This is a genomic window from Actinomyces israelii DSM 43320 (assembly GCF_000711965.1).
Lineage (GTDB): Bacteria > Actinomycetota > Actinomycetes > Actinomycetales > Actinomycetaceae > Actinomyces > Actinomyces israelii.
Genome location: NZ_JONS01000019.1, coordinates 1 through 25,448, shown reverse-complemented (window position 1 = coordinate 25,448; position 25,448 = coordinate 1). Strand labels below are relative to the sequence as shown.

Sequence of the window (25,448 nt, the reverse complement as noted above, 5' to 3'; positions counted from 1 at the left end):
TTCATCTGATGTACCTGACCTTCTCGTTGAGGGAGGCCAGCGCAGCCTCCTTGCGCTCGTTGTAGAGGACCTTCTGCCGCTCGAACAGGTTGCCGCCGTGGGCGTCGATGGAGACGATGAGGGGCCCGAGCTGCTTGACCCGGAAGGTCCACAGGGTCTCGGGCATGCCCAGGTCGCGCCACTGCGCGTCCTCGACCGCCTCGACCGCGGTGGCGGCGATGACCGCGTTGCCGGCCGGGAAGACGCAGTGCAGGGCGCCGTGGGCGGCGCAGCCGGCCTCGGTGCCCGGGCCCATGCCGCCCTTGCCGACGATGAGGCGCACGCCCGTGCGGGCGATGAACTCCTCCTCGGACATCTCCATGCGCATCGAGGTGGTGGGGCCGACGGCGACGACCTCGAACGCGTCCCTGTCCTCGTCGACCACGCGGATAATGGGGCCGGCGTGGAGGATGGCGCCGTCGCGTATGTCCACGGGCAGCTCGCGGCCGTACTCGATGAGACGGCGGTGGGCGACGTCGCGGCAGGTGGTGATATGGCCGTCGAGGAAGACGACGTCGCCGATGCGGATGTCCTCGATGTCCTCCCGCTGAATGGGGGTGGTCAGCGTGATGTGGTGGGCCGTGGCCCGCCCGGTGGTGCTCATAGCTCGACTCCCCTGTGCGTGATGAGCTCATAGCTCAGGTTGCGGTCGAAGCGGATGGTGCCGCGGCGGTGCGACCAGCAGCCGGTGTTGACGGCCACGGAGAGCACCGAGGGGTGGCGGGCGGAGCTCTCAATGTTGACGCCCATCGTGGAACGTGTCCCGCCCAGGCCCTGGGGGCCCAGGCCGATCGAGTCGATGGCCTCCTGGAGGTCGTCCTCCAGCCGGGCGACCCGCGGGTTGGAGGCGTGCGAGCCGACCGGCCGCATGAGGGCGAGCTTGGACATGTAGCTCGCGGCGTCGATGGACGAGCCGATGCCCACCCCGACCAGCAGCGGCGGGCAGGCGTTGATCCCGTAGGAGGTCATGACATCCAGGACGAACCTCATGGCGGCCTCGTAGCCCTCGCCCGGCATGAGGGTCTTGCCCTGGCCGGGCAGCGAGCAGCCGCCGCCGGCGAGGTAGACGTGGAGGGTCAGGTCGTCGCGGCCCTCGGCGAGGTCCCAGTAGATCCACGGCGACTTCGTCCCGACGTTGGTGCCGGTGTTGAGCTCGTCGAAGGTCTCCACGGTGTTGTGGCGCAGCGGAGCGAGGCGGGTGGCCTCGGCGATGGAGGCCTTGAGGGTCTCGGCGAGGCCGTCGGCGCAGGGGAAGTGGCTTCCCACCGTGGCGAAGATCTGCACCAGGCCCGTGTCCTGGCAGGAGGGGCGCCTCAGCCTCTCGGCCAGTTCCTGGTTGCGCTGCATGGTGCGGTAGATCATGGTCGCCATGGGGTTGGTCTCCTCCGCGGCCAGCGCCTTGAGCCGGGCGGTGACGTCATCGGGCAGGCGGCGGGAGACGACGGCGGTGAAGCGGGCGACGACGTCGGCGAGCTCGGCGAGGCGGCCGGGGTCCGAGTCCGGCGGCAGGGCGGTGGCGGAGAGGGCGGGAATGGTTGTGTCGGCGGCTGTGCCTGCGGCGGTCACGGCGGTCCTCCTTCGGCCGGCGCGGTGATCTGTACCCTTTCAAGGGTCCGCTTACGGCCGGCGCCGGTCTGTCCAATGCCTCAGAGGGGCGGGCGGGACGGTGCTCCCGTGGCGGGGCGGTGCGGTGCCGGTCGCGAGGGCGGGGACCTGACCGGATGCCCTGCGGCCTGCGTCCCGCAATCGCCGTCGTTCCGGGCCTGCGCGCCTCGCGCGGGCCTGCGGGGCGGGGCCGCGCCCCTTCTCGGCCTGGAGATTCGCCAGGCCTGGACCGCCTCGCCACTCGGGCGCAGCGGCACCGGCGCGCCGAAGGGCGGGACGGTGCGCACCTACCCGCTGTCGGCCATCTGCTCCAGCCGGGCCGTCAGCGAGCGCGTGAGCTCCAGGGCCTCCTCGACCGGCGAGGGGCGCGCCAGCAGGGCCGCCGTCGTGCAGGGCCCCTCCGCCCCGCCGGTCGCGCCGCGCGAGGCCCAGACGCGCAGCACCCGCATGACCGACTCGTCGCCGCGGGAGACGTAGCGCTGGTGGAAGACCTCGTCCGCGGCGGCGGTGTCCGTCGTCAGCAGGCTGCGGTAGGCGGACGGCGTGCGTCCGAAGGCGCGGCGGAAGGCCGTGTTGAAGGCCTTGACGTCCGGGAAGCCGGCGTCGGCGGCGACGCGCGCGATGAGGTGGTCGGTCTCGCCCAGGTCTCGGGTCGCCCGCCGCAGCCGCACCCGGGCCAGGTACTCGCTGAAGGTCATCCCCACCTGCTGGTGGAAGACCTGCGAGAGGTAGCCGGGGGAGAACCCCACGCGCCGCGCCAGGCGGTCCAGGGTGATGCGCTCGCGGAAGGAGGAGTCGATGTAGGTCACCGCCCGTTGCAGCGCCCGGTGGTTCTCGACCGCCGCCGGCGGCTCGCCGGTGTTCGCCGGGGCGGGCGGGAAGTGGTCGAAGAGCGTGGCGACGACGTCGAGCAGACGCGCCTCCCAGGCGGCGTCGGCGCCTGGGCCGCAGCGGTGGGAGGCGAGCATCATCCGGCAGCACAGGGTGCGCAGCCGCGTGAAGCCGACGTCCTCGCGCGTGGCCGGGGCGGAGCGGCAGGCGAAGCGGGGGACGGCGCCGTCGGGGGTGAAGGAGGCCAGATAGTCGCCCTCGATGTGCAGGCACATGACTGTGGTGCGCGGCTGGGTGGCCAGCGTGGCATGGCCGTCATTGGCGTTGATGACGACGACGTCGCCCGGCTCGAGCTGGTTGACGCTCCCCGCGGCGCACAGCTCCAGGGCGCCGGTGATGACCACGAGGATCTCCAGGGCCGTGTGCCAGTTGTAGTGGTAGGAGCCGATCGCGTACACGTACTGGCTGGCGCGCAGGCCCCGGGCGGCCGCGTCGTGGACGTGATGGAGCTGTGTCGCGGCCGGCCCTGGCGTCCCCATGTCATCCATGGTAGACGGGCCTGTCGGAGGCGGCCGGGCGCCGTCGTCGATCGGCCCGGCAGCGACCCCGGCCGGGACCCCGCCCGCGACATGTGCGCCGTCGGTCTCGCCGGTCGCCCCGCGACACGCGCGATCCCGCCCGCGACACGCGCAGCGGACCGAACGACATATGGGCGCGTGATCCCGCGCACATATCGGGAAGAGCCCCGGAATCCCGCCGAAAGCGTTCGTACGTCAGTTCGAGGGGTGTCGACATGACCACAATATGTAGTGGTCACAGACCAGTCTCGCATCTACATGATGTGTTGCATACGTGTGATTCGGTTGTAGTCTCACTCCTGGTGGTGCCGCGCCGGACGCCCCTCCCGGGGGCTGGAGCGGCAGCGCCCGCCGTACTCGTTCACCGACGCACTGGAGAGTTCCGTGTCAGACAGCAGCCAGATCCCCACCGCCGCTCACCTCGCCGCCGCTCACCCCGAGCTCGTGGCGCGCGGCTCCGCCGACTCCGCTGTCGCCCACGGCTCGCGGCCCCAGATCGACGCCGTCTCCACCATCACCGAGTACCTCGACCGCTCCGACTGGCGGGTCAACGCCAACGCCAACCAGGGCTACTCGCTGGGCGGGATGATCCTCAACACCTCCGGCAAGGTCATCGCCAACTACTGGCTGAGCCAGATCTACTCCCAGGAGGCGGGCGACGCCCACCGCGCCGGCGACTTCCACATCCACGACCTGGACATGTTCGCCGGCTACTGCGCCGGCTGGTCGCTCAAGAACCTCCTCCAGCAGGGCTTCAACGGGGTGCCCGGCAAGATCGCCTCCGCGCCGGCCAGGCACTTCTCCTCCGCCGTCGGGCAGATCGTCAACTTCCTGGGCACGCTCCAGAACGAGTGGGCCGGCGCCCAGGCCTTCTCCTCCTTCGACACCTACATGGCGCCCTTCGTCCGCCTGGACTCCATGACCTACGACCAGGTCCTCCAGTGCATGCAGGAGCTCATTTTCAACCTCAACGTCCCCTCCCGCTGGGGCACCCAGACGCCCTTCACCAACCTCACCTTCGACTGGACCTGCCCCGCGGACCTGGCCGACGAGCACCCCCTCATCGGCGACGAGCTGTGCGACTTCACCTACGGGGACCTCGCCGAGGAGATGGGCATGATCAACCGCGCCTTCATGGAGATCATGACCACTGGCGACGCCGAGGGGCGCGTCTTCACCTTCCCCATCCCCACCTACAACATCACCAGGGACTTCGACTGGGACACGGAGAACTGCGAGCGGCTGTTCACCATGACGGCGAAGTACGGCCTGCCCTACTTCCAGAACTTCATCAACTCCGAGCTCGACCCCGGCATGATCCGCTCCATGTGCTGCCGCCTCCAGCTCGACCTGCGCGAGCTGCTCAAGCGCGGCAACGGCCTGTTCGGCTCGGCCGAGCAGACCGGCAGCGTCGGCGTCGTCACCGTCAACATGGCCCGCCTGGGCTACCTGCACGCCGGGGACGAGCCCGGCCTCGTCGCGGCCCTGGACCGCCTGCTGGAGATCGGCCGGGACACCCTCGAGCTCAAGCGCACCGTCATCCAGCACCACATCGACGCCGGCCTGTTCCCCTTCACCAAGCGGTGGCTCGGCACGCTCGACAACCACTTCTCGACCCTCGGCGTCAACGGCATGAACGAGATGGTCCGCAACTTCACGCGGCACGACGGCGGCGGCTACGACCTGACCGACCCGCGCGGCCACGACATGTGCGTGCGCCTCCTCGACCACGTGCGCGACAAGATGGTGGAGTTCCAGGAGGCCACCGGCCACCTCTACAACCTTGAGGCCACCCCGGCGGAGGGCACCACCTACCGCTTCGCCAAGGAGGACCGCAAGCGCTTCCCCGGCATCCTCCAGGCCGGCACCGAGTCCAACCCCTACTACACGAACTCCTCGCAGGTGCCTGTTGCCTACACCGACGACCCCTTCGAGGCCCAGGAGATGCAGGAGGAGCTGCAGACCAAGTACACCGGCGGCACGGTCCTCCACCTGTACATGAACGAGCGGATCTCCTCGGCGCAGGCCTGCAAGGAGCTCGTGCGGCGCAGCCTGACCGCCTTCCGCACCCCCTACATCACCGTCACGCCGACCTTCTCGATCTGCCCCACCCACGGCTACCTGGCCGGGGAGCACCTGACCTGCGAGAAGTGCGCCGAGCTGCACCCGGGTGCCGAGCCGGTCGAGTGCGAGGTGTGGACGCGCGTCATGGGCTACTTCCGCCCCGTGAAGTCCTTCAACATCGGCAAGAAGGGCGAGTACATGGAGCGGCAGATGTTCACCGAGGACGCCGCCGGCGGGCACGGCCCCGCCGTCTCGCGGCTGAGCGCCGTATCCGCGTAAGGCTGGGCATGCTGGTGTCGCGGGTGCCGCGAGAGTCCGAGGGGGCGTCGGGCGAGTGCCTCGAAGGCGCGGCGGGGCTGGCGGGAGCGGCGCGAGGAGTGAGCGGCGCGGATGGTAGCCGAGAGGCACTCGCCCGACGCCCCCGCCCCCGGTCGCACGCGGCCGACGACCTGGTCATCGCCGGGCTGGTCCCCATGAGCACCGTCGACTGGCCCGACCACCTCACCGCGACGGTCTTCGCCCAGGGCTGTCCCTGGAACTGCTTCTACTGCCACAACCAGGCGCTCATCCCCACGCGCACGCCCGGGGCCGTCGCCTGGCAGGAGGTGCGCGCCCTGCTGGGGCGGCGCCGCGGGCTGCTCGACGGCGTCGTCTTCACCGGTGGCGAGGCGCTGCGCCAGGACGCGCTCGCCGACGCCGTCGGCGAGGTCGTCGAGGCGGGCTTCCGGGTGGGGCTCCACACCGCGGGTGCCTATCCGCGGCGCCTGCGCGACCTGGTCGCCTCTGGGCTCGTCTCCTGGGTGGGGCTGGACGTCAAGGCGCTGCCCGAGCACTATCAGGCCGTGGTCGGGCGGCCCGGCGCCGCGGCGAAGGCGTGGGAGAGCCTGCAGGTCCTGCTGGAGGCGGACACTCCGTTCGAGGTGCGCACCACGGTCGTGCCCGGGGACGTGACCGCCGACGACGCCGTCGAGGTCGCGCGCCGCGTGCACGAGGCCGGGGCGCGGGTCTACGCCCTGCAGCAGGCGCGCGGCAAGGGCACGACCGGCGACTTCGCGGTGACTGCGGCGGGCTGGGACGCCGCCTGCGAGCGCATGGCCGAGCGCATCGGAGCCCTCGGCTGGGAGCGGTTCACCTACCGGGCGGCCTGAGGACGGCGCGGGCGGCCCACCCCCTCCCTCGCCCTTTTTCGTCGAGATCGGTTCAGTTCCGCACCGAGATCGGTTCGCGGGCGGGCTGTTGGGGCGGGTTGCTGTGGTCGGTAGCCTTGTGTCATGGATGTGATGGGTGCGCCCATGGCTCCCGGTTCCAGGAGCGTGGGTCTGTGTGAGGTCGGTCGGCGGGCCGTGGAGGTCTATCGGGAGGTGGAGTCCACCGGTGTGCCGGTGACGGTGACCGACAACGGTCGGCCCATCGCTCGGATCGTCCCCATCCGGCGCGGGGAGTCTTGGTACCAGCGCATGGTCCGCCAGGGCCAGGTCCGACCCGCCAAGCATCCTTTCCGGTTGCCGGTGGAGCGCTGCACCCTCCCCGAAGAGACTGACCTCGAAGACTTCCTCCTCGGCGAGCGGTTGGAAGAGCGGTGATCTACGTCGACACATCAGCAGCGCTGCTGGTTCTTCTTGGACAGGAGGGTGCTGTCTCGTCCCAGACCTTTCTCGGCAGGTTGGCGTCCGGAGAAAGAGTAACGTCCTCTGTCCTGCTTCAGATAGAGATGACCAGGGCTCTTCACAGAGAGAAGCTCTCGCTGACTATCGCCCAGGAGTTTCTCAACGGCGTGGAACTGCTGCCCATTAATGACGACGTGATTGAGCGGGCGTGCGCCATGACTGAGGAGCTGAAGTCCCTGGACGCCATTCATCTGGCGACCGCACTGCTGCTCGACGACCCGGGTGATCCGGTCACCGTCTTCACCCACGACGCCCGCCTGGTGCACGCTGCCCGCGCTCACGGCCTGGCCGTCTTCGATCCGCTCGCGGCCTGAGGGCGGCGCGCGGGCTGTCTTAGCCGGGGCCGGCTCCGCTACGCTCCCGCGAGGAAGACCGCGCGGATCGCCGCGACCCTCGCCGCCAGCCTGTCGGGAGAGATGTTCCGCGAGGAGATCGGCGGCAGGGCGGCGATGAGAAAGGTCAGCTCGGTGTACGCGCGGGCCGCCGCCCGCCGGTTCGCGCCCGGATCCCGCCAGGTGGCCGCCACGACGTCGTACCCCAGGGAGGAGACCTCCCGCTGGACCGCGTACCACGGCTCGAGGGCGGCGGGATCATCAGGGCGGGCGGAGGACAGCACGGCCCCGGCCCGCCCCAGCTCGAAGACGAGACGACGCCGGTGGTCGCGCACCAGGGACGTCAGCGGGTGCCACCTCGCCCGGCGCCACCAGCCGCGGCCGGGCGCCGCCGCCTCCCCGGAGCGGATGGTGGTGTCCTCCAGCCCGTCGGCGAGGTCCGCGAGGACCTTCACGAGCGAGCTCAGGGTCAGCCGGTACTGCCTGCGCACGAGCAGCACCGGGGCCCGCCGCCCCATCGACCAGGTGACGAGCACCGCCGAGCTCGCCCCGATGACGGTCTCCAGCACGCGGTCGCCCATGAGGGTCACGATCTGCGCAGAGGATGCCGCAGGGGTGAGCATGAGCGCGAAGACGGTCACGAAGACCACGGCGACCGCGTAGTTGCGCGTCACCAGGCTCTCCAGCGCGTAGACCGCGGCGATCACCAGGCACAGGCGCACCCAGGTCGACGGGTCGAGCGCGACGATCCCCAGGTAGACGACCGTGCCCAGGGCCGTGCCAATGACCCGGTGGGCGGCCCGGATCGTGAGATCCGCACGGGAGGCCCCCATGTGCAGGACGATGAGCGAGGACAGGATCGCCCAGTAGGGCCGCCCCACCGGCGACAGGAACGCCGCCGAGGAGGCCAGGAGCACCGCCGTCGCCGCCCTCCCTGCCACCAGGCGGGGGCGGGACCCGCGCTCTGCCGCGGTGCGCAGCAGGTAGCGGGCCTTGGGGCGGCCCATGGGCACCAGGTCGAAGTTGTCCGTGATGTCTGGGTGGTCGCCGGGGAAGGACTGGGCGTGCAGGACCGACACCAGCCGCAGGTGGGCCGCGCGCAGGCGCTCCTCCAGCGCCCGCCCCCGGGCGGTCAGCGGCACGGTGCCGGGGGTGCGCCCGGTGCGCAGGATGTGCCAGGCGTCGTCGACACCGATCCAGGCGCGCGAGCGCGCGATGGCGCGCTGGGAGACCAGGGAGGCACCGTCGTCGTCGGTGGGCGCGGGCAGGCGGCAGTAGGCGGCGACAGCCTGCTCCGCCTCCTCCACGCTCTCGCGCTCGGGCGCGTACGGGTCCAGGGCGAGGAGCAGCAGGGAGGCCGCCGAGGCCAGCGCCCAGGCCAGGGCGGTGATGGGGACGAGGGTCGGCACCGTCCAGCCCTCCGAGCCCATGTAGGTGCCGAAGGCCCCGGCGAACACGGTGTTGATGGGGCCCGGCGGTCCGGTCAGGAGCGCGTGCCAGGTCCACACCACCACCAGCGTCATCGCCGTCATGACCGGGGGGATGAGGGCGGGGTGCGGGGCGATGAGGATGCCGATGCTCTGGCAGGCCAGCGTCGTCGCCCCGACGGCGAGCAGGGTGCGCACGCGACGACGCAGCGGGGCCTCGCGGCCGGAGTTGGCCACCATCGCACCCAGCAGCCCCAGCGAGCCGCGGGTGGGTCCCAGAATGAGAACGGTCCCGATCAGGCCGAGGGCGATGGCGGCCACCCACCGCAGGGCCCGGCGGGCGCGGCCCGGGGCCGGCTGGAGGGTGATGAGGCTGCGGCCCAGCCTGGTCAGACCGGAGCGCCACGCGTGCATGGGGCCAGGATAAGGGGCCTGGGCGGGGTCCTTGGCGAGCTCGGCGCCGGGGCAGCGGCTCTCAGAGCCCGGCCGGGGGCCGACGGCGCGGGGCGGCCGCTCGACGGGGAGCGAAGCGCGCCGGAGCGCGCCGGAGCGCGCCATGGCCCGGCGGGGCGCGCGGGGCGCGGGCGGTTGGGCCCGAGCGGGGTAACAAGTAGGACAAGGCGGGTACCCCACGAGGATGAGCGACGAGACCGTATCCGAGCCAGTCGAGCCGCCGTCTCCGGAACCGACATCCTCTCGCCCAGTTCCCGCACCCCTTCGCCGACACCACCGGTCCCGGCGAAGGGCCTCACTGGAAGACTCGCTGGAGGAGCAGCGGCGCGAAGGCGCTGAGGTCGACCATGACGGTGCGTGAGTACCGCTCGATGAATCCGATGAGGAACTGCCGGAAGAACAGCTCCTCCACGGACGGGCCCGCGACTCCGGCGACGGTGACGAAGAGGAGCGGTGTGAGCGTTGCCGCGATGCGGAAGACGCTCTCGTCGTTCTGCAGCACCGCGCCCGACAGGCCCGTGACCCGCAGCAGGAACGCGGTAGTCGCCCGGGATCAGGGGCCTGCCAGGACTGAGGAGAAAACAGCCTGCATAGACAATCACGAAGTCGCCCTGCGCGATGCGGGTCTCCCTGGCGGCGCCTTGATGGCGCTCGCCGAGCCGGTGGGGACTGGTGGAGGCGGTTATGCGTCAAGCGTGCCGGCGCGGTCGCACAGGCGACATCGCCTACCGGGAGGAGGCGAGTCGCGGGCCCCGGACCCCGGTCCTATGCCGGACGCCGACGCCGGCCTCCGCCTGCTTCCTGAGCGCCCGGAGTGCTCGGCGCGCAGGTACCAGTTCTGCAACGGTTGACGTGGTCTTGCAGACCCGTCCCGATGGCGTGCTTGAATGCCCGTGACTAGACGTCGCCGTCCCCTTCTGCTCGAGGCCCCCATGACTACGCCCTTCAGACCCTCTTTCTCTCCCGCACCCCCTTCGCCCTCCTACCCCGTTCCTGTGCACTCCCCTCGGCCGACACCTCGGCATCGCGAACTGCTCCGCAAGTCGCTGCCTTTCATTCTGGTCTTTCTGAGCTTCCTCCTCGGTATCGGGGTCGGTGCCTCTGGCTCGTCCACCACTGCGACTTCGAGTCCGAATTCGACGGATACTCCCTCTCCGGAAGTGACCGTTGTCTACACCCCGACGCCGGTGCCCACGGTTGTCTACGCCCCGACGCCGGTGCCCACCATCGTCTACAGCCCGGCCCCGGCAACGCAGGCTCCGGAGGAGCGGGCTGCGCCTGAGCCCGCCGTCCCCCGGTCTGAGGATGAGGGCTCGGCGAGCGGGCAGGATGCTGGTACCGCGGATGACGGCGATTCCTCGAGTCCCGGGGAGGCGCCTGCGGCTCATCCAACGCCCGAGAGTGTCTACTATCGCAACTGCGATGCGGCCCGAGCCGCCGGCGCCGCCCCGCTTTATCGGGGCGAACCCGGATATCGGTCCGGGTTGGACCGTGACAACGATGGCATCGCCTGTGAGCGGAAGTAGCCAGAGCGACGAGGTAGAGCGGCCCGTTGAATCCGCCTCCTGCCGTGGCACGGAACGCTGCATTCACGCGTCCGCTCGGATGAGGCGCAGGATCCCGCCCGCCTGGACCGCCGTCGTCCGCGCCTGGGCGGCCGGGAGCATCGGGTCGGGGGCTGTCGAACCGTGGTTCGATGAGGCAGGGCCGGAGCCTTTCTAGACTGGCCGGGTGCCTGCACCCGCCGTCTCGTCGCGCCGCTCCATGCTGGGAGGCGTGGTCGCCAGCTGCCTGATACTCCTCGTGGTTGGGATCACGGTCGTCGGGATCTCCCCGACGCCGCCGCTCCCCGCCCGGGCGGGGACGCTGGCCGCCATCGCCGGCCTGGTGGTTGCGGCCCTGTGGCTGCGGCGCCGCGACCGCCGCAACTATGAGCGGGCACTGGCCCACGAGGCGGCGGGGCGGGCCGTGGCGGAGGACCGCCTCGTCATCGCCCGCGAGCTGCACGACGCCGTCTCCAGGAGCCTGGGCGCCATCACGGTGCGCGCCGCCGTGGCCCAGCGCCTCGCTACCGATCCTGACGGGCTGCGCGGCGCCCTGCACGAGGCCGAGGAGGCCTCCCGCGAGGCCACCGATGGGCTGCGGCGCATGCTGGCCGTGCTGCGGGTGGACCGGGCCGGTGCCGCTGGGGCCGACGGCGTCGCCAGCCTCGAACCCGCCCTTGCCGGGGCCGTGGCCCGGGCCCGCCGCACGGCGTGTCGGTCACGGTCGACGGTGGCCGCGGATTCCGGCCGCCTCCGGTCGTGGAGACGGCCATCCGGGTCGTGGACGAGGCGCTGGCCAATACCGTCCGCCATGCCGGCCCCACGCGCGCCCGCGTCGCGCTTGTGGCACTGGCCTCGACGGCGGGCTCCTGAAGCCGGCCCCACGCGCGCCCGCGTCGCGCTCCGGCGGGAGAGGGCCCGGCTGCGCGTCGCCGTCGACGACGACGGACCGGCTCCCGGCTGGGAGCCGCGTCCCGGGGCCGGTCAGGGCCTGCGGGGCCTGCGCGAGCGGGTCGGGGCCCTGGGCGGGACCCTGACGGCGGGGCCAGTTCGTCGCGCGCCGGTCGGCGATGCGGGCGGGGCCGGCGAGTCCGCCAGGACCGGCTTCGTCGTCGAGGCCGTCCGCCACTGCCGACGGCGCGGCCCGACCGGGACATGGAGGCTCCCGCGTGCGGGAGGCCGAGGAGCTGCTATGGATGAGCGGGCCGCCAGTCGCCTGCCGAGCCGACCGCCGGGGCGGCTGCCGAGCTGTCTGCCGAACCGGCCGTGAGGACCGAGCCGAATGAGTTGGCCCGCGGTCCCATCCGCGTCCCCATCGCCGAGGACCGGGCGCTCCTGCGCGCCTCCTTCGCCGCGCTCATGGGCGCCGAGCCCGACCTGACGGTCGTAGGCCAGGCCGCAGACGGGGTCGAGGTCGTCGCGCTGTCGGCCGGGGTGCGTCCCGATGTCGTCGTCATGGACATCCAGATGCCGGGGCTCACCGGCATAGAGGCCACTCGCCGCATCTGCGCCGACCCGGCGCTCGCGGACACGCGCGTGCTCGTTCTGACCATGTTCGAGATCGAGGAGTACGTGCTGGGGGCGCTGCGGGCAGGCGCCTCGGGTCTCCCGTCCCCCTTCGCTGAGATCGAGCCGGAATACGACCGATCTCGGCGAAGGGGGCGGGCGGAGGGGAAAGAGGGGGAGGCGGCGGGAAGGGAGGGGGTGCCTGGCCGAGGACGTCCAGCACGCGGGCGCGGACCGCTCGGGGACTGCGGGGCCCGGGGCGGCGCAGCCCGGGATGGCGAACCGGGAGAGGCGGGCGACGCCGCGCCTCGCACCATTGCCTCACCAATGCCTGAGCACCACTATTCTGCGCGCCCTGCGTCTGGGATCGCGATATCGAATCAGGCCGGGTCCTGGATGTCGTGGCAGGTGCGCGTGGTCCTGTTGTCCTGGATAAGGACACTGTCAGGGGACTCGATTCCCAGGACGGATCCACGCTGTGGGGCTACCAGGTGCGCAGTGCGAACTTTGTATCGGCGAGCGATGATTCTGTGCCCGAGCCGGAGACGTACCTGGTTCCCAGCCCCGACCTCAAGCACCTGGCCTTTCAGGTTCGCCTCAAGCGCAGCTTCCCCGAACGGGAGGAGAGTGGCAGCGTGATCGTCCTCGACACGATCACCGGTGATGTCGCCGTTCGGCAACCAATGGACGAGGCGAGTCCGGGGCGGTTGCAGCTCACTGATTCCGCGGTGCTCATTCGCGACCAGGCATTCTCCCTGGCCGACGGGCACCACCTGGGAACCCTCGCGTCGGACTACCGGAACGCCGGCATGTACTCGGGGCCCGCAGGGCACTCAACCTTCATTGCCGGTGCGTGGAGGCAGGACAAGGAATCCGAATCGAATCCCGTGGGTCGCCCGGATCTCGTGCCCGGCACCGCATTGGACTCCGTTACCACCTTGCAGGACGTGGCTCTCGACCCCATCTCCGATAAGAGAGGTTACCGGGTGCTCGCGGTTGTCGACGGAGCAGTGGCCGTCTACGCAGAAGGGAGCGCGGGCGAGTCCGGCAGCCGGGACGCGTCAGCGGTGAGCATCGACGACGTCGGCGCCCACGGCGGCGACGCCGCCGAACGAGTTGCCCTGGGCAGGACGGCCGGACTCAACCGGATGGCCTCCATGGCCTCCATGGCCTCTCGGCAGCTCGTCATGTATCCCGAGCTCACCGAGCAGGGTACCGGCGGATCGGAGAATCCTGCGGATCACTCCTGGGTCGGCTCCGTCTTCGATCCCGCCGCCCGTATGGTCTCCATGGGCCCGCAGGACGCGAGCATGACCAGGGCCTCGGTGGGTTATGGCTGGCAGGCCGGCGAGCCCCATGGGGAGGAGATGGCCGTTCGGGTCCAGGCGTCAGACGGATCCGCGTCGCTCACAGTTCTGATCTCCTCAACATCCGCCGCTGACGACGTATCGGACCGGCGTGACTTGGAATATAGTCTCAGTCAGCTGGTGGAGGGAAGCTATACGTCCCGTTCTGTGCCGTGCGTGGTGGCGGCTCCCGGGGGCTCAGTCATTCTCGTCGATACGAATAGCGAGGGCGGATTCTATGAGCACGAGTATCGTATCTACGGGGTGAAATGATATGAAGACATCGGCTGCTGCGCAGCGCGCCGAGCCCGCAGGGCTCGATGAATCCGCGCCCTGTCTGGGCCTGCGCGCAGGACTCCTTCTCTGGTTCAGCAGGTCTTTCCACCCCTGGTTCGCCCCGCCAGCAGAGCACCGCCGTCGTCTGAGGAATCCGCCCGGCGGGGAGATGATGTGACCGACCAGTCTCGGACCCTTGTGGTGCTCTCGGCCGAGACCGGGGAGGTGGTGCGCACCGTGGAGACGGGCGAGAGGGTTCTGGGCCTGGCCTTGACCAACGATGCTCTTGTCGTCGAGACCTCGCCCACCTCCCATCCCGGTGGCGGAACCATGACGTCCTACTCCCTGACGGATCCGAAATCCGATCCCTTCAGCTGGCCGGCAACCGGCTGGCTCGTGGGCGCGACCGCGAACAGCGCCGTGACCTCACTGCGCAAGTACTCCGACTACTCCTCGCACTGCGCGTCCTCGACCTGCTCTCCCGCCGCCCTGAGCCTGTCGGATCCCGATACTGGAGAGACTCGCAGCACCATCGATCATGTCTACCGCGTATATCCGAACGGCTGGACGGAGCGCTATACGGGCTACGCGGACCGCACGGGCGCAGCGGGCGACCCGGACGCCTCCGGGAAAGCGCAGGAGCGCGAGACTCCGCGGGAGCTCGTCGATCCTGAGACGGGGGCGCGTCTCAGTGTGACGGGAATGATCGTGACGCGGCGAATCACGCCCACCGGCGACGTATGGGTGCTGCGAACGCCCGATGCGAACGAATCGGACGGCACGAGCACACCTGCGTCCTGGTTGCCCGCCTCCAGTGAGAAGGATCGGGTTCTGACGACCAGCACCGAGCCGGTCGATCTCATTACTGTGAGCGGCTTCTATCGTCACAACCCGTCTTGGATTCGCCGCATCACCCTCACGATGGGAACATCCTGACCCGACCGGCGTCGGCCTGCTGCTATCAGCCGGCGTCGGCGGGGACCGGCCGCATGAGGGCGCGCCTTACGCGGACTCGTCGTCGGCCCTGCGAAATAGCGGCGTCATGCTGAAGCCCATAATCGCAATCAGGTTCGGGACGGAGCCGTACACGCTGGCGTAACCCGTCGAGCGCAGGGCCGGGATTATTCTGAGCACGGAGAGGGCGGCGAGCGGCACGAGGACGATGGAGAGCAGGAGCTGGGCGAGGCGGCTGCCCCAGCCATTATCCGGGCCGCGACCGGGGGCCCGTCACGCGCGCGAGCGCCGGTGGAGCCCCCGAGGGCTCCACCGGCGCTCTTATGCGGGTTGAGCGGAATCAGGCCCGACGGCGCTCGACCAGCAGGACGGCACCGCCCGCGACGGCCGTGGCGGCCAGGAGCGCGATCGACATGCTCGCTCCGGTGCGCGCCAGCGAGCTCCCGCCGTCCGGCGCCGGCGAGCTTGGCGACTCACTCGGCTCATCCGGCGTCGGGGCGGGCGTGGGTGACGGTGGGTCGCTGGGCTCGGGCGTCGGCATCTCGCTCGGCTCGGGAGCCGGCGAGTCGCTGGGCTCCGGCGAGGGGGCCTCGCTGGGCTCCGGCGTCGGGGCGGGCGTGGGTGATGGCGAGTCGCTCGGCTCGGGCGACGGCGTCGGTGTGGGCTCCGTCGTCGGTGTGGGCTCCGGCGTCGGCGTGGGCTCCGTCGTCGGCGTGGGCTCTGGCGTCGGTGTGGGCTCCGGCTCCGTCGGGGTGTAGACATTGGTGAAGAAGGCCTCCACCAGCTGGTCCTTGGGGCCGATCGTCACGGTCTGCGCCTCGGGCGCCTTAAGCGTGTATCCGGGCACCTGCGCGTCGGCCACGTCCTCGGTGATGGTGCAGGAGGTGCCCAGGGGCAGCTGGACGTTGGAGGGCGTGGTGGACCCGTTGCCCTTGGCCTTCAGCGTGCCCTTGGTGGCGTTGGCGTCATTGCAGGTGTAGGTGAAGGTGAACTCCTTCTCCGCCAGGGCCGTGTTTTCCGTGTCTCCGGCGGCCTGCTGGTCGTCGGCCGCAGCGCCCGCAGGGTCGCCGGAGGCCGGGACGGGATCGGGCTGCGGCTCCTCCTTGTCCGTCGCGTGCTTGACCACGGAGAAGGTGCCGGTCTCGCGCGAGTAGGTGTTGGTGGCCGTCACCGCGATCACCTCTCCGGCGGCGATGGTCACCGAGCTCTTCGAGAGCGAGGAGACGAGAGAGTACCCGTCCTGCGCGGCCTCGTTGGTGTCCTCGCTGATCTCGCAGGTCGTTCCCTCCGCCAGCTCGGGGCTCGTGACGACGGTCCCGTCGCCGGGGACGCGCAGGACGTCCGCAGCGCCGTTGTCGCAGGCGTAGGGGAAGACGAAGGTGGAGCCGGTGAAGTCGCCGTCGCCGCTCACCGTCTTGGCGATCGAGAACCGGCCGGTGCGAGGGGCGGTCTCCTCGGACGTGTTCTTCAGCGTCACCGCGGTCGACTTCTGGTCGGCGATGGTGAGGCTGGACCCGGCCTGATTATCGACCGTGAACTTGGGGCTGCCCCAGGCGGTCCCCTCCGGGGTCGCGGACGCCGTGGAGGTGTCCTCGCTGAGGGTGAGCACGGTGCCGGCGGGGAAGGTCCCCGGGTAGGTGGTCGTGTCTCCGCTGGAGACCTTCAGGACCGTGCGGCCTCCGGTGCGGGAGTCGTTGACGGTGCCGGGGGCTGTCCAGCCCTGGTAGGTGTCGACGGTGGCGCCGCCGGGCAGGGTGTAGTCGACGGCGACGTCGAAGGTCGTGCCGGCGGGCACCTTCGGGGCGCCGGAGCCGGTGAGCAGCTTGGCGACGCTGAAGCCTCCGAAGCCTGGGGCGAGCTTCACGTCGATGGTGAAGGACCTCGTGTAGTACACGGACCAGGACGCCTCTCGGTCGGTGCCCTTCAGGTGGACGTTGTTCTTGTACTCCAGTCCGGGCTGGACCGTCCCGTTCTCGGAGGAGGGCGTCGAGGCGTAGTAGATGATGTAGTTGGTGTCCGCGGCGAAGGGGCCGGTGATGGTGATGGTGGCCCGGTTGCCCTCAATGACGACGTTGAGGTCGAAGTCTCCCTGGGAGGTGTCCTGGTCGGTTCCGGTGGCGTCGGTGACCTGCCCGTAGATGGCATCGCGGGTGGAGCTGGTACCGATATCGAGATGCCATTTCGAGAGGTCCGGGGAGTAGGCGTGACCGGGACTGATCTCGTCAGTGAGGGTGATGGTGGAACGCGTGTGTCCGTCCAGAACGATGGGCGTGCCCGCTCCTGCCAGGACATCCTTGAGCTGGGAGGGGCCGAGATCGACTTCCCAGTCCATCTGCTTCGAGGCGGCGGTGACGTCGAATGCCCATTTGCGCAGGGTCTCAGGCGTGTAGCTGATGCCGCTGTTCTCAGCGATGCGGCCCCCGGGGATCGGCACGGCGGTCTTCTTGCCGTTGGCGTCGATCGTCACCGTGGACTCCTCCGTGGCCTTGGCGGCCACGACCAGCGCGGATCCCCTGCCGTTCAAGCCGTCGAATCCCTGGCCCCGGAGGGTGTCGAGGGCGTCATTGAAGGTGCAGGTGATGGTCTGGTCGTCCATGACGCACTCGCCGATCGTGTGGTCGGCGCCGTTGTAGGTCACCTTCATCGGCTCGGTCAGGCTCTCGCGGTTGCGGAGCTGGCTGGGCAGCGTGATCTGGAAGGACTGCCCGCTCCTGGGGTCCGCGTTGGTGGCATCCCAGGCGAATTTCAGCTTGAGGATGTCATCGACCTTGGTGTTGTTGTAGCTGGGGTCCTCGGCCCCGTTTCCGTTGGAGGACACCAGCGAGAAGTCACTGATCTTGATGTTCTCGTTGACCGCGGCCTGAGCGGATAGGGTCAGCCCGGCCCAGGACGCGACCAGGACAAGTATGAGCACAATCGCGCCGGCAATGACCGACCTGCCGGGGGCGCGCATGCGCGACAAGAAAGACATGGGAGTCCTCTCAGAAGGGGGTAGGGTCTATGCGGGAAGGTGTGAGAAATATCCATCTCATGTGGGGATCGTGACTTCCCGCATTTCCTGGAGGAGATTAGCAACCCGATGTCGAACCTCTCAAGAAAGGAGGCCGAATCGTAATGGCTCGATATGGTAACGCAGCGGCCTGTCGGTTCTTCCTGCCTGAGAGCGCGGGCGGCGCCGGGCGCGACGAGGCGGGGCGTGGAGGCTCTTGCGCCATCCTAGACGTTCGTATAGCATCCTAATCATGTGTTCAATTCCGTCGTCTCCGGACCCGGACCTCACCGCCGCCGCCCGCATCCGCAACGCGGCCCTGCGCCGCTTCGCCCGCGACGGCTTCGGCGTAGGCCTGCGCGCCATCGCGGCCGACGCCGGGGTCACCGCCGGGCTCATCACCCACCACTTCGGCTCCAAGGACGGCCTGCGCCGCGCCTGCGACGCCGAGGTGCTGCGCCTGACCATGGAGGCCAAGAGCGCCTCGACCTACTTCGGCGGCCCCGTGGACCTCATGACCCAGATGTCCCAGGTCGAGAAGTACGTCCCGGCCACCGCCTACGCCATGCGCTCGATCGCGGAGGGCGGCGAGCTCGCCACCGAGCTGCTGGACCTCTTCGTCAAGGATGCCGTGTCCTACACGGCCGCCGCCGTCGAGGCCGGGACCATCACCCCCTCCCGCAACGAGGAGGCGCGCGCCCGCTACCTCCTCTACTCCGGGTTCGGGGCCCTGCTGCTCTTCGCCCGCTACGAGGCCTCCGACCCCGGCGACATCGAGTCCGCCGTCGGCGAGTTCATCGACCGCTACGGCCCCGTCACCGCAGAGCTCTACTCCCGGCCCCTGTTCACCGACCCCGGGCTCTACGCCGACTACGTCCGGGCCACCTCGGCCACCTCCCCTGCCGAGGCTCCGGCCGACACCCCGGCCGAGCCCCGGACGCCCCGACCAGGCTCGCCCCGGGAGGACTCATGAGCTCCAGCGCACCCGGCGCCGTCGTCGACATCGCGGGCCTGACCAAGACCTTCGGTCGCGGACGCACCGCCACCCGCGCACTGAACGGCCTGGACCTGGTCGTCGCCCCCGGCGAGGTGGCGGGCTTCCTCGGTCCCAACGGCGCCGGCAAGTCCACCACCCTGCGCATCCTGCTGGGCATGATCCGCGCCGACGGCGGACGCGCCCGGCTCTTCGGAGCCGACCCCTGGGACGACGCCGTCGCCCTCCACTCCCGCCTGGCCTACGTGCCCGGCGACGTCGCCCTGTGGCCGGGGCTCACCGGAGGCCAGACCCTTGAGGCCCTCGCCTCGCTGCGCCGTCGGCGGCGGGACAGGGAGGAGCCCGACGGCGCCGGGCGCGCGGCTGAGGCGAGCAGGCGACGAGACGAGCTCGTCCAGCGCTTCGACCTGGACCCCTCCAAGAAGGTCCGCGCCTACTCCAAGGGCAACCGGCAGAAAGTCGCCCTCATCGCCGCCCTGAGCGAGCCCGTGGACCTGCTCGTTATGGATGAGCCGACATCCGGCCTGGACCCGCTCATGGAGGAGGTCTTCAACCGGTGCGTCGCCGAGGCGGCCGGGCGCGGGGCGGCGGTCCTGCTGTCCAGCCACATCCTGTCCGAGGTGGACCGGCTGTGCGACACCGTCACCATCGTGCGCGCCGGGCGCACCGTCGAGAGCGGGCCCCTGCACCGCATCCGCGGCATGCTGCGCACCCGCGTGCACGCCGTCGTCGAGCGCGACCCGCAGGCCCTGGGCGGGCTCGCCGGGGTTCACGACCTGCGCGTCACCGCCCGGGCGCAGGACGACGGCGGGGGCTGGGAGGTCGAGCTGAGCATCGAGCCGGCTCGCAACGCCGAGGTCATGGAGCGCCTGGCCCCCCTCGGGCTGCGCTCGCTCACCGCGGCCCCGCCGAGCCTCGAGGAGCTCTTCCTGCGTCACTACGAGGGCGCTGGATGTGTCGAGGGCGTCGACGACGGCGCGGCGGCGGGCTCCGCCGGTGCTGCGCGCCCGGCCTGCCCAACCGGTCCGGCCGCTCCCGCTCTCCCAGCCGGCCCGGCCGCTCAGGATGAGGAGGCGGCCTCATGAGCGCGAGCCGGGCCGCCGCCCTTCCCCGGGCGAGGGCGCGCGGGGCCGTGATCTCCCCACTGACCCGCCTGGTCCTGTGTCGTGAGCGGCGCAGCATCCTGGCCTGGTCCCTGGGCGGAGGAGTGCTGGCCCTCTACTGCGTGGCCATGTTCAACACCATGTACTCCACCGTCGAGGAGCGCAGGGCCGCCGCCCTGACCTACTCGACTCCCGCGGCCGCCGTCTTCACCGGCCCCGGCTTCGGCATGGACGCGGCCTCCCCCACCATGGGCGCGCTCTTCGCCGCCCAGGCCCTGGGCTGGCTGGCCCTCGTCGCCGCCCTCATGGGAGTGCTCATGGTGATCGCGCGCACCCGCGGGGACGAGGAGGGAGGCCCGAGCGAGCTGCTGCGCTCCGCCCCCGTGGGACGCGGTGAGAGTGCCCGGGCGGCGCTGTGCTCTGCGGGCCTGGCAGCCCTGGTGATGTCGGTGCTGTGCGCCCTGGCCGCTCTGGCAGGAGGCCTGGAGGCGGCCGGCTGCCTGGTGGTGGGGGCCGGACTGCTCCTCGTGGCCCTGGCCGCGGCCGGAAGCGGACTGGTCCTGGGCGCCCTGGCGCCGTCGGCCCGCTCCGCCCGCGGAGGCGGCCTCATGCTGGTCCTGGCCTGGTTCCTGCTGCGCGGCCTGGGCGATGCCGGGAGCGCAGGCGGCGGTACCGGCGCCGCCGTCTCCCTCCTGTCCTGGCTGACCCCCATCGGCCTCATCCAGCAGAGCCGCGTGTACGTGGACCTGCGCTGGGCGCCCCTGGGGCTGCTGGCCGGCGTCGCCGTCGTCCTCATCGGTGCGGGCCTGGCCCTGCACGCCGGGCGCGAGCTGGGCGAGGGGCGGGTCACGGGCGCGGGGGCCTGGCGCACCCGGAGCCGTGGGCCCGCGGGCGCCCTGGGGCTGGCCCTGCGCACGAGCGCCGCCGCCCGAGGCTGGTGGGTGGTGGGCGGTCTGGCCTTCGGCCTGACCTACGGCGTCTTCGCCCCCACCATCGAGAGCTCCTTCCAGCAGATGGTCGCCGACAACCCGGCCATGCAGGCCTTCTTCGGCGACCAGCTGAGCGTCCAGACCTACCTCGCCATGATCATCAGGTACGGCGGGATCCTCACCGCGGCCTGCGCCGTCGCCCTGGCCGGGGGCGCCGTGGGGGAGGAGGAGCGCGGGCTGACGGCGAGCGTCTTGTCCGCCCCGGTGTCCCGACGCCGATGGCTCGCAGCCCGGGCCGTGGTGGCGGCCGCCGGGAGCGCGGCCATGCTCGCGGCCATCGCCCTGGGGCTGGCGGCCGGCGCGGTTCCCGCTCTCATGGCTCAGGACTCGCCGGCGACTGCCAGGCCCTGGGTGCTGGCCGGCGGCCTTGTCGCCGGGCTGGCGGCCCAGCTGCCGGCGGTGCTCCTGACCGGCGCGTGGCTGCTGGCCCTGCACGCGGTGGTGCCCCGACTCGCCCGGCCCCTGGGGTGGGGCGCCTACCTGCTGGCCCTGAGCATCACGGTGCTGGGGCCGACGGCCCGGGCCCCACAGTGGCTGCTCGACCTCTCGCCCTTCACGCACGTCCCCCAGCTGCCGGTACCGGAGGCCGGGACTGCCGGGGCGAGCGAAGGGGCGCGACTCCTGCTGGGGGAGGGCGGGCCGTGGATCGGGCCTGCGGTGTGCGCGGCGCTCGCAGTCGTGCTGGTGGCTGTGGCCGACGCGGCCGGACGCCGTCGGGACCTGACCGCCTGACTCTCTGAGCGCTGGTTCCCTGATTCCTGACCACCCGAGCCCCTTAGCCGAGATCGGTCGATTCCTGTACCGAGATCGGTTCCGGAATACGCGAGTCCTAGCTGACCAGGCTGGTTGACCAACATGAACCAGATAGGTGATCATGGCCGCATGAGGACGGTGAAGGTTCAGGAGGCCAAGACCCATCTGTCTGCGCTGCTGAAGGAGGTCGAGAGCGGCTCCACGATCAGTATCGCTCGGGGGAGGCGGATCGTCGCACGGCTGGTCCCGGTTGACGACGGCGAGCGCGAGCTCGGGTTCGGCGGCTATCGGCTGCCTGACTCCTTCTTCGACGAGCTGCCCGAGGAGGAGCTGCGTGCCTGGGAGGAGGCATGAATGGCTACCTGCTGGATACGCACGCCCTGATGTGGGCGATCAATGAGCCTTCCCGTCTGGGGGCTGGTGCTGTCGGGGTGCTGCGCTCGCGGGAGAGCCGTTTGGTGGTGTCCACGGCGAGCGCGTGGGAGCTGTTCACCAAGCACCGTATCGGCAAGCTCCCCGGGGCCGGTCCATGGTTGGACGCGCTTGAGGACCATGTCGCACGGCTTGGAGCAGAAGTGCTGTCGATCGCGTGGCACCATGCTCGTCTGAGCGGCCAGCTGGAGTGGGGGCATCGCGACCCGTTCGACCGCATGCTCGCCGCCCAGGCGATCCGGGAGTCCCTGGTACTCGTCACTGTTGACCCGGCGTTCGCCACGTTCCCGGGACTCGCGACCCTCTGGTAGAGGCGTGGTGCGGGCGCCGCTCAGATACAGGCGCGGACGGAGTGTTCGAGCGCGGCCGGACCCGGGATCTCACATGGGAGGGCGGGCGAACGTGTGGAGGAAGTAGAGATCCTCCCCATCCTCGAGCAGTGCGCGGCAGCGTCCCATGGAGCGCTCCATCCGCTCCAGGAAGCGTAGGGGCCTGCCGGTGTCGGGGTCGTGCAGGGGCCGGATCCCGAGGTCGTCGGGCAGGTCGTGGGCCCACACAGTCCCGATCGCGGACGGGTCTGCGGCGGTGACCACCAGGATGTAGTTCATGCCGCAGCCGTCGGTCGACAGGGGGGACGAACCCGTGATTCACGGCGCCGCTTGAGAGCTGCTCCTCATACTCCTGCCGGTTGCTCTCGGCGATCACCAGGGGGTCGGAGTCGGTATAGGGGAAGGGCAGGTCTGGACGCAGGCCGCCCCCGAACTCGGAGCTCCCCTCGCCCGGCTCCCACACGAGACAGAACGGCCAGTCGCCGCCACGTGTCACCCGTGTCAGAAAGGCCCGGTAGTCCTCGGGAAGGCTCACGCCCAGGCACTGCTCGCACTCGGCGAGCTCGGCGTCCGACAGCGGTGGCCCCCAGTGCGGCTCGGGTTCCTCGGGCACCTCGAGCAGCCTGCGGATGAGCTTGAGCTCAGGCGAGGGCGGTTCGGGCTTGGGGCACGGGAGCTGGGTGATCCCGGCGCTGATCCGCCCCAGGCGGGCCATCAGGTCATTGTCGTGCGAGGTCTCACCCATCGCGCTATGGTAACGGGCTGTGCGGCAGGGGCGTCAGCGTCTCTGAGGCGCGACGGAAATCAGGGGCGCTGGATCGGGACGGTGGTGGTGCTCTCGCTGACCCAGGCGATGGCCACGCCGTGACGCAGGGCCGTGGTCTCGACGGCGGTGCCGGCCTGCTCGGCCCGGCTCCAGGGGAAGGCCATGTAGATGAGGCGGCTCCCGATGGTGTACTCGATCATGCGGTCCTCCAGGCCGGGGTTGGCGTCGAGTTCCTCGTCGGTCAGCGCATCCATATCCGGGAACCGCTGGCGCATGTCCGCGTAGAACGCCCGGAGCTCGGGGGTGGTCACGGCCGGGTCGGAGTAGGAGTGGTCCTCGGGCCAGGCGGACTGCTCCTCCCACCAGGCGGAGAAGTCGGCGTCGGAGACGGCTGCGGGATCGAAGACCAGGATGTCGTAGCTCATGTCGCGAGGCTAATCGGTGCGGGGAATCCCCGGAGTGGCAGAATACGGCCCGTCGAGATTGACATTGTCGTACGAGATAGACGGTGACACCGCCGATCTCGTACGACAATGTCAATCTCGACGCAGGTGGGGCGATAGGCGCGGCTGCGGATCGCGGCTGACCGGCGCGGTTCACGCCAGGAGGGCGCCCAGGGCGTCCGCCGCCAGGAGGAAGCCCAGGATGCCCATGACCCAGGCCAGTGAATTGGCGGAGTGCCTCTCGATGAAGGCGTTGATCCGGGCCAGGGTCCCATTGAGGCGGTCGCCGACGGCGGCCCGCCCGGTTGTCAGGAGCAGTGCGGGCGCCGCCATGACCGCGACATATGCCGCCAGCACCGCGGCCACCGCCGCTGCGGGCGGCCCGGCTCGGGTGATGAGTCCGATGGCGCCCAGGTAGGGCAGCATGGAGGCCGCCTCGATGAGCCCCGCCACGAGGGCCAGGGCGATAACTGCGTCCCAGCGGGCGCGAGGCCCCAGGACCGTGCCCATCAGGCGGCTCGTCAGGGAGGTGCGGTCCCCGCGCTTGGCGCGCCGTCGTGCCTGGGCCTCCTCGTCGACCAGGTAGCTGCCGGCGACCAGGCCGACGCCGATCGCCAACTGTACCGCATAGGCGGTGCGCGACTCCAGGGCGTCCTGCAGTCCTGCGGAGGCCGTGATCCGGGTGCCCACTGTCGCCAGCGCGAGCCCGAGCCCCCAGTAGAAGAGGCTGATGGTGGCCAGATAGCCCAGGATCCGGCTGAAGCGCACCCGCGGCTGGAGGAGCATGACCGCGGGGATGGTCAGGGTGCCGGTGCTCGTGGAGTCCAGGAGGGCGAGGCCGGCGAGTACTCCGACGTCGGGAAGGCTCATGCGGATCCTGTTCTGCGTCTTGGAAGGGGTGGAGGCCCGCGTGTCGGCGGGGGATGTCGCCGGCGCGTCCTCCTTTGCAAGTCAACCGTATGAAATTGAAGCAATACAGTTGACTGAAGTCAAGTTCCGGGACACCTGGTATGCATGTCCCATGCCCAAGAAGGTCGACCACGAGCAGCGCCGCCGGGAGCTGGCGGCCGCCCTGCGGCGCGTGGTCTCCCGTGGCGGGGTCGAATCGGCCTCGATCCGCGCCGTCGCCGCCGAGGCGGGCTGGTCACTCGGGGCGGTCCAGTACTACTTCTCCACCCGCGACGAGCTGCTGGTCTTCGCGGGCCGCCAGCTCCTGGCCGATGCCGAGGCCCGCATCGCAGGGATCATCGAGGCCGCCGAGACCGAACGGACCCTGGCCGAACGCTCATCCGCCCTCGACGTGGCCCTGCGCCTGTGCGAGGAGGCGCTCCCGATCGATGAGCGGCACCGCTCCGAGCAGCTGCTGTGGCTGGCCCTCATGATGCGCAGCATCCGCGAACCCGGCCTCCAGCCATCGGCTGAGATCTCCTGGGATGCGGTGCGCTCGACCGCCCGCATGGCCGTCGCCGCCCTGCTGCGGCGGAGCGACTGGCTGGAGGCCGGCGGTCAGGGCCTCCCGCTGCCCGACGACGTCGCCGAGGCGGCGGCCGCCGAGCTGCACATCACCCTCGACGGGCTCTTCCTCCAAGGCCTCATCTACGCCAAGCGCGATCCCGAGGCCTTGCGGGAGGACCTGCTGGCGACCCTTCAGCGCCTGCGGGATCGCCTGGAACCCGCCTGACCAGGCCCTGTGCGCCCGAGGGCCGAGGGGGAGGGCGATCCCGCAGGGCTCCGGCCGGTCCGCCGCCACTCACGGTTTCAGTACGGGCGCCAACAGGTGCGAGTCGTAGCGGCCGCCCACGTGCAGCACGGTTCGACCCTTGTTGAGGGTTTTCGTGGGAGCCAGGAAATTGAACTCGGGAGACTGCATGTTGTACCCCGCCACCAGAAGCCGCAGCTGCTCGCCCGCATACCATCGCATCGCCATCGGAGGGATGGCCGGAATTAAACAAAATGGCATTCTGGGGCAACTGCTGCGGGATTCCTGGTTGGCGTCTGCGGAGCACCTCGTATAAGATAATCTCATGC

Annotated in this window: 25 protein-coding genes and 1 pseudogene; 15 read left to right on the top strand and 11 right to left on the bottom strand. The window is 70.5% G+C overall.

Going from position 1 to position 25,448, the window contains the following annotated elements:
• Position 1: 1 nt before the first annotated feature.
• From ttdB to O145_RS16485, 3 genes are all read right to left on the bottom strand, one after another.
• Entirely contained in the window at positions 2-643 is a 642-nt protein-coding gene (gene ttdB, locus O145_RS08190; RefSeq protein WP_052374862.1) for a L(+)-tartrate dehydratase subunit beta, read from the bottom strand.
• Positions 640-1,605 carry a L(+)-tartrate dehydratase subunit alpha gene (ttdA, locus tag O145_RS08185; RefSeq protein ID WP_156966662.1) on the bottom strand — a complete coding sequence of 322 codons (966 nt, stop codon included), beginning with the start codon at positions 1,603-1,605 and terminating at the stop codon, positions 640-642. Before ttdA ends, ttdB begins: the two co-directional genes overlap by 4 nt.
• A gap of 326 nt (positions 1,606-1,931) precedes the next feature.
• Positions 1,932-3,014, bottom strand: coding sequence for an AraC family transcriptional regulator (locus O145_RS16485; RefSeq protein ID WP_052374860.1), 1,083 nt, complete (start codon positions 3,012-3,014; stop codon positions 1,932-1,934).
• Positions 3,015-3,437: 423 nt separating this feature from the next.
• Here O145_RS16485 and O145_RS08175 point away from each other — a divergent pair, with 423 nt between their 5' ends.
• From O145_RS08175 to O145_RS08160, 4 genes are all read left to right on the top strand, one after another.
• Positions 3,438-5,396, top strand: coding sequence for a ribonucleoside triphosphate reductase (locus tag O145_RS08175; protein WP_229118440.1), 1,959 nt, complete (start codon positions 3,438-3,440; stop codon positions 5,394-5,396).
• 194 nt (positions 5,397-5,590) lie between these two features.
• Positions 5,591-6,265, top strand: a complete 675-nt coding sequence (locus tag O145_RS08170) for an anaerobic ribonucleoside-triphosphate reductase activating protein (protein ID WP_229118447.1) — start codon at positions 5,591-5,593, stop codon at positions 6,263-6,265.
• A gap of 123 nt (positions 6,266-6,388) precedes the next feature.
• Positions 6,389-6,700: a type II toxin-antitoxin system Phd/YefM family antitoxin gene (locus O145_RS08165; protein WP_043562190.1), complete on the top strand. Its 312-nt coding sequence runs from the start codon at positions 6,389-6,391 to the stop codon at positions 6,698-6,700.
• Positions 6,697-7,098 (top strand): type II toxin-antitoxin system VapC family toxin, encoded by a 402-nt coding sequence (locus O145_RS08160; protein ID WP_043562189.1) that lies wholly within the window; start codon positions 6,697-6,699, stop codon positions 7,096-7,098. The genes O145_RS08165 and O145_RS08160 overlap by 4 nt, the downstream gene beginning before the upstream one ends.
• 38 nt (positions 7,099-7,136) lie before the next feature.
• Here O145_RS08160 and O145_RS08155 read toward each other — a convergent pair whose 3' ends face one another.
• Positions 7,137-8,957: an FUSC family protein gene (locus O145_RS08155; RefSeq protein WP_052374858.1), complete on the bottom strand. Its 1,821-nt coding sequence runs from the start codon at positions 8,955-8,957 to the stop codon at positions 7,137-7,139.
• A 334-nt stretch (positions 8,958-9,291) separates the two neighbouring features.
• A complete protein-coding gene (locus O145_RS19090; RefSeq protein ID WP_043562188.1) occupies positions 9,292-9,498 on the bottom strand; it encodes a CPBP family glutamic-type intramembrane protease in 207 nt (68 codons plus the stop codon).
• A gap of 385 nt (positions 9,499-9,883) precedes the next feature.
• On the opposite strand from O145_RS19090, the gene O145_RS17255 reads away from it, so the two are divergent.
• From O145_RS17255 to O145_RS16480, 5 genes are all read left to right on the top strand, one after another.
• Positions 9,884-10,522, top strand: coding sequence for an excalibur calcium-binding domain-containing protein (locus tag O145_RS17255; RefSeq protein WP_324252494.1), 639 nt, complete (start codon positions 9,884-9,886; stop codon positions 10,520-10,522).
• Between the two features lie 205 nt (positions 10,523-10,727).
• Positions 10,728-11,810: a sensor histidine kinase gene (locus tag O145_RS08145; protein WP_229118439.1), complete on the top strand. Its 1,083-nt coding sequence runs from the start codon at positions 10,728-10,730 to the stop codon at positions 11,808-11,810.
• Positions 11,807-12,685, top strand: coding sequence for a response regulator (locus tag O145_RS19085; RefSeq protein ID WP_267489921.1), 879 nt, complete (start codon positions 11,807-11,809; stop codon positions 12,683-12,685). The genes O145_RS08145 and O145_RS19085 overlap by 4 nt, the downstream gene beginning before the upstream one ends.
• Positions 12,577-13,665, top strand: coding sequence for a hypothetical protein (locus tag O145_RS08140; protein WP_043562187.1), 1,089 nt, complete (start codon positions 12,577-12,579; stop codon positions 13,663-13,665). The genes O145_RS19085 and O145_RS08140 overlap by 109 nt, the downstream gene beginning before the upstream one ends.
• 228 nt (positions 13,666-13,893) lie before the next feature.
• Positions 13,894-14,604, top strand: a complete 711-nt coding sequence (locus O145_RS16480; RefSeq protein ID WP_156966660.1) for a hypothetical protein — start codon at positions 13,894-13,896, stop codon at positions 14,602-14,604.
• Between the two features lie 358 nt (positions 14,605-14,962).
• Here O145_RS16480 and O145_RS08130 read toward each other — a convergent pair whose 3' ends face one another.
• A complete protein-coding gene (locus O145_RS08130; RefSeq protein ID WP_043562186.1) occupies positions 14,963-17,593 on the bottom strand; it encodes a DUF7926 domain-containing protein in 2,631 nt (876 codons plus the stop codon).
• A gap of 271 nt (positions 17,594-17,864) precedes the next feature.
• On the opposite strand from O145_RS08130, the gene O145_RS18075 reads away from it, so the two are divergent.
• The 5 genes from O145_RS18075 to O145_RS08105 all read left to right on the top strand — a co-directional run bounded on the left by O145_RS18075 (position 17,865) and on the right by O145_RS08105 (position 22,193).
• Positions 17,865-18,584, top strand: a complete 720-nt coding sequence (locus O145_RS18075; protein WP_043562185.1) for a TetR/AcrR family transcriptional regulator — start codon at positions 17,865-17,867, stop codon at positions 18,582-18,584.
• Positions 18,581-19,690 (top strand): ABC transporter ATP-binding protein, encoded by a 1,110-nt coding sequence (locus O145_RS08120; RefSeq protein WP_156966659.1) that lies wholly within the window; start codon positions 18,581-18,583, stop codon positions 19,688-19,690. The genes O145_RS18075 and O145_RS08120 overlap by 4 nt, the downstream gene beginning before the upstream one ends.
• Positions 19,687-21,429 (top strand): hypothetical protein, encoded by a 1,743-nt coding sequence (locus O145_RS08115; RefSeq protein ID WP_084682466.1) that lies wholly within the window; start codon positions 19,687-19,689, stop codon positions 21,427-21,429. The genes O145_RS08120 and O145_RS08115 overlap by 4 nt, the downstream gene beginning before the upstream one ends.
• A gap of 150 nt (positions 21,430-21,579) precedes the next feature.
• Complete coding sequence (locus O145_RS08110) at positions 21,580-21,804, top strand: type II toxin-antitoxin system Phd/YefM family antitoxin (RefSeq protein WP_043562184.1); 225 nt, start codon at positions 21,580-21,582, stop codon at positions 21,802-21,804.
• Complete coding sequence (locus O145_RS08105) at positions 21,801-22,193, top strand: type II toxin-antitoxin system VapC family toxin (protein WP_043562183.1); 393 nt, start codon at positions 21,801-21,803, stop codon at positions 22,191-22,193. Before O145_RS08110 ends, O145_RS08105 begins: the two co-directional genes overlap by 4 nt.
• 69 nt (positions 22,194-22,262) lie before the next feature.
• Here O145_RS08105 and O145_RS19080 read toward each other — a convergent pair whose 3' ends face one another.
• The 4 genes and pseudogenes from O145_RS19080 to O145_RS08090 form a co-directional block, all read right to left on the bottom strand.
• Complete coding sequence (locus tag O145_RS19080) at positions 22,263-22,490, bottom strand: hypothetical protein (protein WP_043562182.1); 228 nt, start codon at positions 22,488-22,490, stop codon at positions 22,263-22,265.
• 196 nt (positions 22,491-22,686) lie between these two features.
• Positions 22,687-22,926 (bottom strand): annotated as a pseudogene (locus O145_RS19890) (SMI1/KNR4 family protein); the annotation flags it as partial.
• Between the two features lie 89 nt (positions 22,927-23,015).
• On the bottom strand, positions 23,016-23,402 hold the full coding sequence (locus tag O145_RS08095; protein WP_043562181.1) for a hypothetical protein: 387 nt from the start codon (positions 23,400-23,402) through the stop codon (positions 23,016-23,018).
• 171 nt (positions 23,403-23,573) lie between these two features.
• On the bottom strand, positions 23,574-24,290 hold the full coding sequence (locus O145_RS08090) for a GAP family protein (protein ID WP_043562180.1): 717 nt from the start codon (positions 24,288-24,290) through the stop codon (positions 23,574-23,576).
• Positions 24,291-24,441: 151 nt separating this feature from the next.
• On the opposite strand from O145_RS08090, the gene O145_RS08085 reads away from it, so the two are divergent.
• Positions 24,442-25,101 carry a TetR/AcrR family transcriptional regulator gene (locus O145_RS08085; RefSeq protein ID WP_052374855.1) on the top strand — a complete coding sequence of 220 codons (660 nt, stop codon included), beginning with the start codon at positions 24,442-24,444 and terminating at the stop codon, positions 25,099-25,101.
• Positions 25,102-25,170: 69 nt separating this feature from the next.
• Here the strand turns inward: O145_RS08085 and O145_RS19075 are convergent.
• Positions 25,171-25,448: hydrolase CocE/NonD family protein (locus O145_RS19075; RefSeq protein WP_229118438.1), on the bottom strand; the 278-nt coding region annotated here is incomplete at its 5' end.

Excerpts from the sequence above, each read along its gene's own strand:
- ttdB (WP_052374862.1), bottom strand. The coding sequence starts at position 643 with ATGAGCACCACCGGGCGGGCCACGGCCCACCACATCACGCTGACCACC.
- O145_RS16485 (WP_052374860.1), bottom strand. The coding sequence starts at position 3,014 with ATGGGGACGCCAGGGCCGGCCGCGACACAGCTCCATCACGTCCACGAC.
- O145_RS08170 (WP_229118447.1), top strand. The coding sequence starts at position 5,591 with ATGAGCACCGTCGACTGGCCCGACCACCTCACCGCGACGGTCTTCGCC.
- O145_RS08165 (WP_043562190.1), top strand. The coding sequence starts at position 6,389 with ATGGATGTGATGGGTGCGCCCATGGCTCCCGGTTCCAGGAGCGTGGGT.
- O145_RS08155 (WP_052374858.1), bottom strand. The coding sequence starts at position 8,957 with ATGCACGCGTGGCGCTCCGGTCTGACCAGGCTGGGCCGCAGCCTCATC.
- O145_RS17255 (WP_324252494.1), top strand. The coding sequence starts at position 9,884 with ATGCCCGTGACTAGACGTCGCCGTCCCCTTCTGCTCGAGGCCCCCATG.
- O145_RS08130 (WP_043562186.1), bottom strand. The coding sequence starts at position 17,593 with ATGTCTTTCTTGTCGCGCATGCGCGCCCCCGGCAGGTCGGTCATTGCC.
- O145_RS18075 (WP_043562185.1), top strand. The coding sequence starts at position 17,865 with ATGTGTTCAATTCCGTCGTCTCCGGACCCGGACCTCACCGCCGCCGCC.
- O145_RS08120 (WP_156966659.1), top strand. The coding sequence starts at position 18,581 with ATGAGCTCCAGCGCACCCGGCGCCGTCGTCGACATCGCGGGCCTGACC.
- O145_RS08115 (WP_084682466.1), top strand. The coding sequence starts at position 19,687 with ATGAGCGCGAGCCGGGCCGCCGCCCTTCCCCGGGCGAGGGCGCGCGGG.
- O145_RS08110 (WP_043562184.1), top strand. The coding sequence starts at position 21,580 with ATGAGGACGGTGAAGGTTCAGGAGGCCAAGACCCATCTGTCTGCGCTG.
- O145_RS08105 (WP_043562183.1), top strand. The coding sequence starts at position 21,801 with ATGAATGGCTACCTGCTGGATACGCACGCCCTGATGTGGGCGATCAAT.
- O145_RS19080 (WP_043562182.1), bottom strand. The coding sequence starts at position 22,490 with ATGAACTACATCCTGGTGGTCACCGCCGCAGACCCGTCCGCGATCGGG.
- O145_RS08095 (WP_043562181.1), bottom strand. The coding sequence starts at position 23,402 with ATGAGCTACGACATCCTGGTCTTCGATCCCGCAGCCGTCTCCGACGCC.
- O145_RS08090 (WP_043562180.1), bottom strand. The coding sequence starts at position 24,290 with ATGAGCCTTCCCGACGTCGGAGTACTCGCCGGCCTCGCCCTCCTGGAC.
- O145_RS08085 (WP_052374855.1), top strand. The coding sequence starts at position 24,442 with ATGCCCAAGAAGGTCGACCACGAGCAGCGCCGCCGGGAGCTGGCGGCC.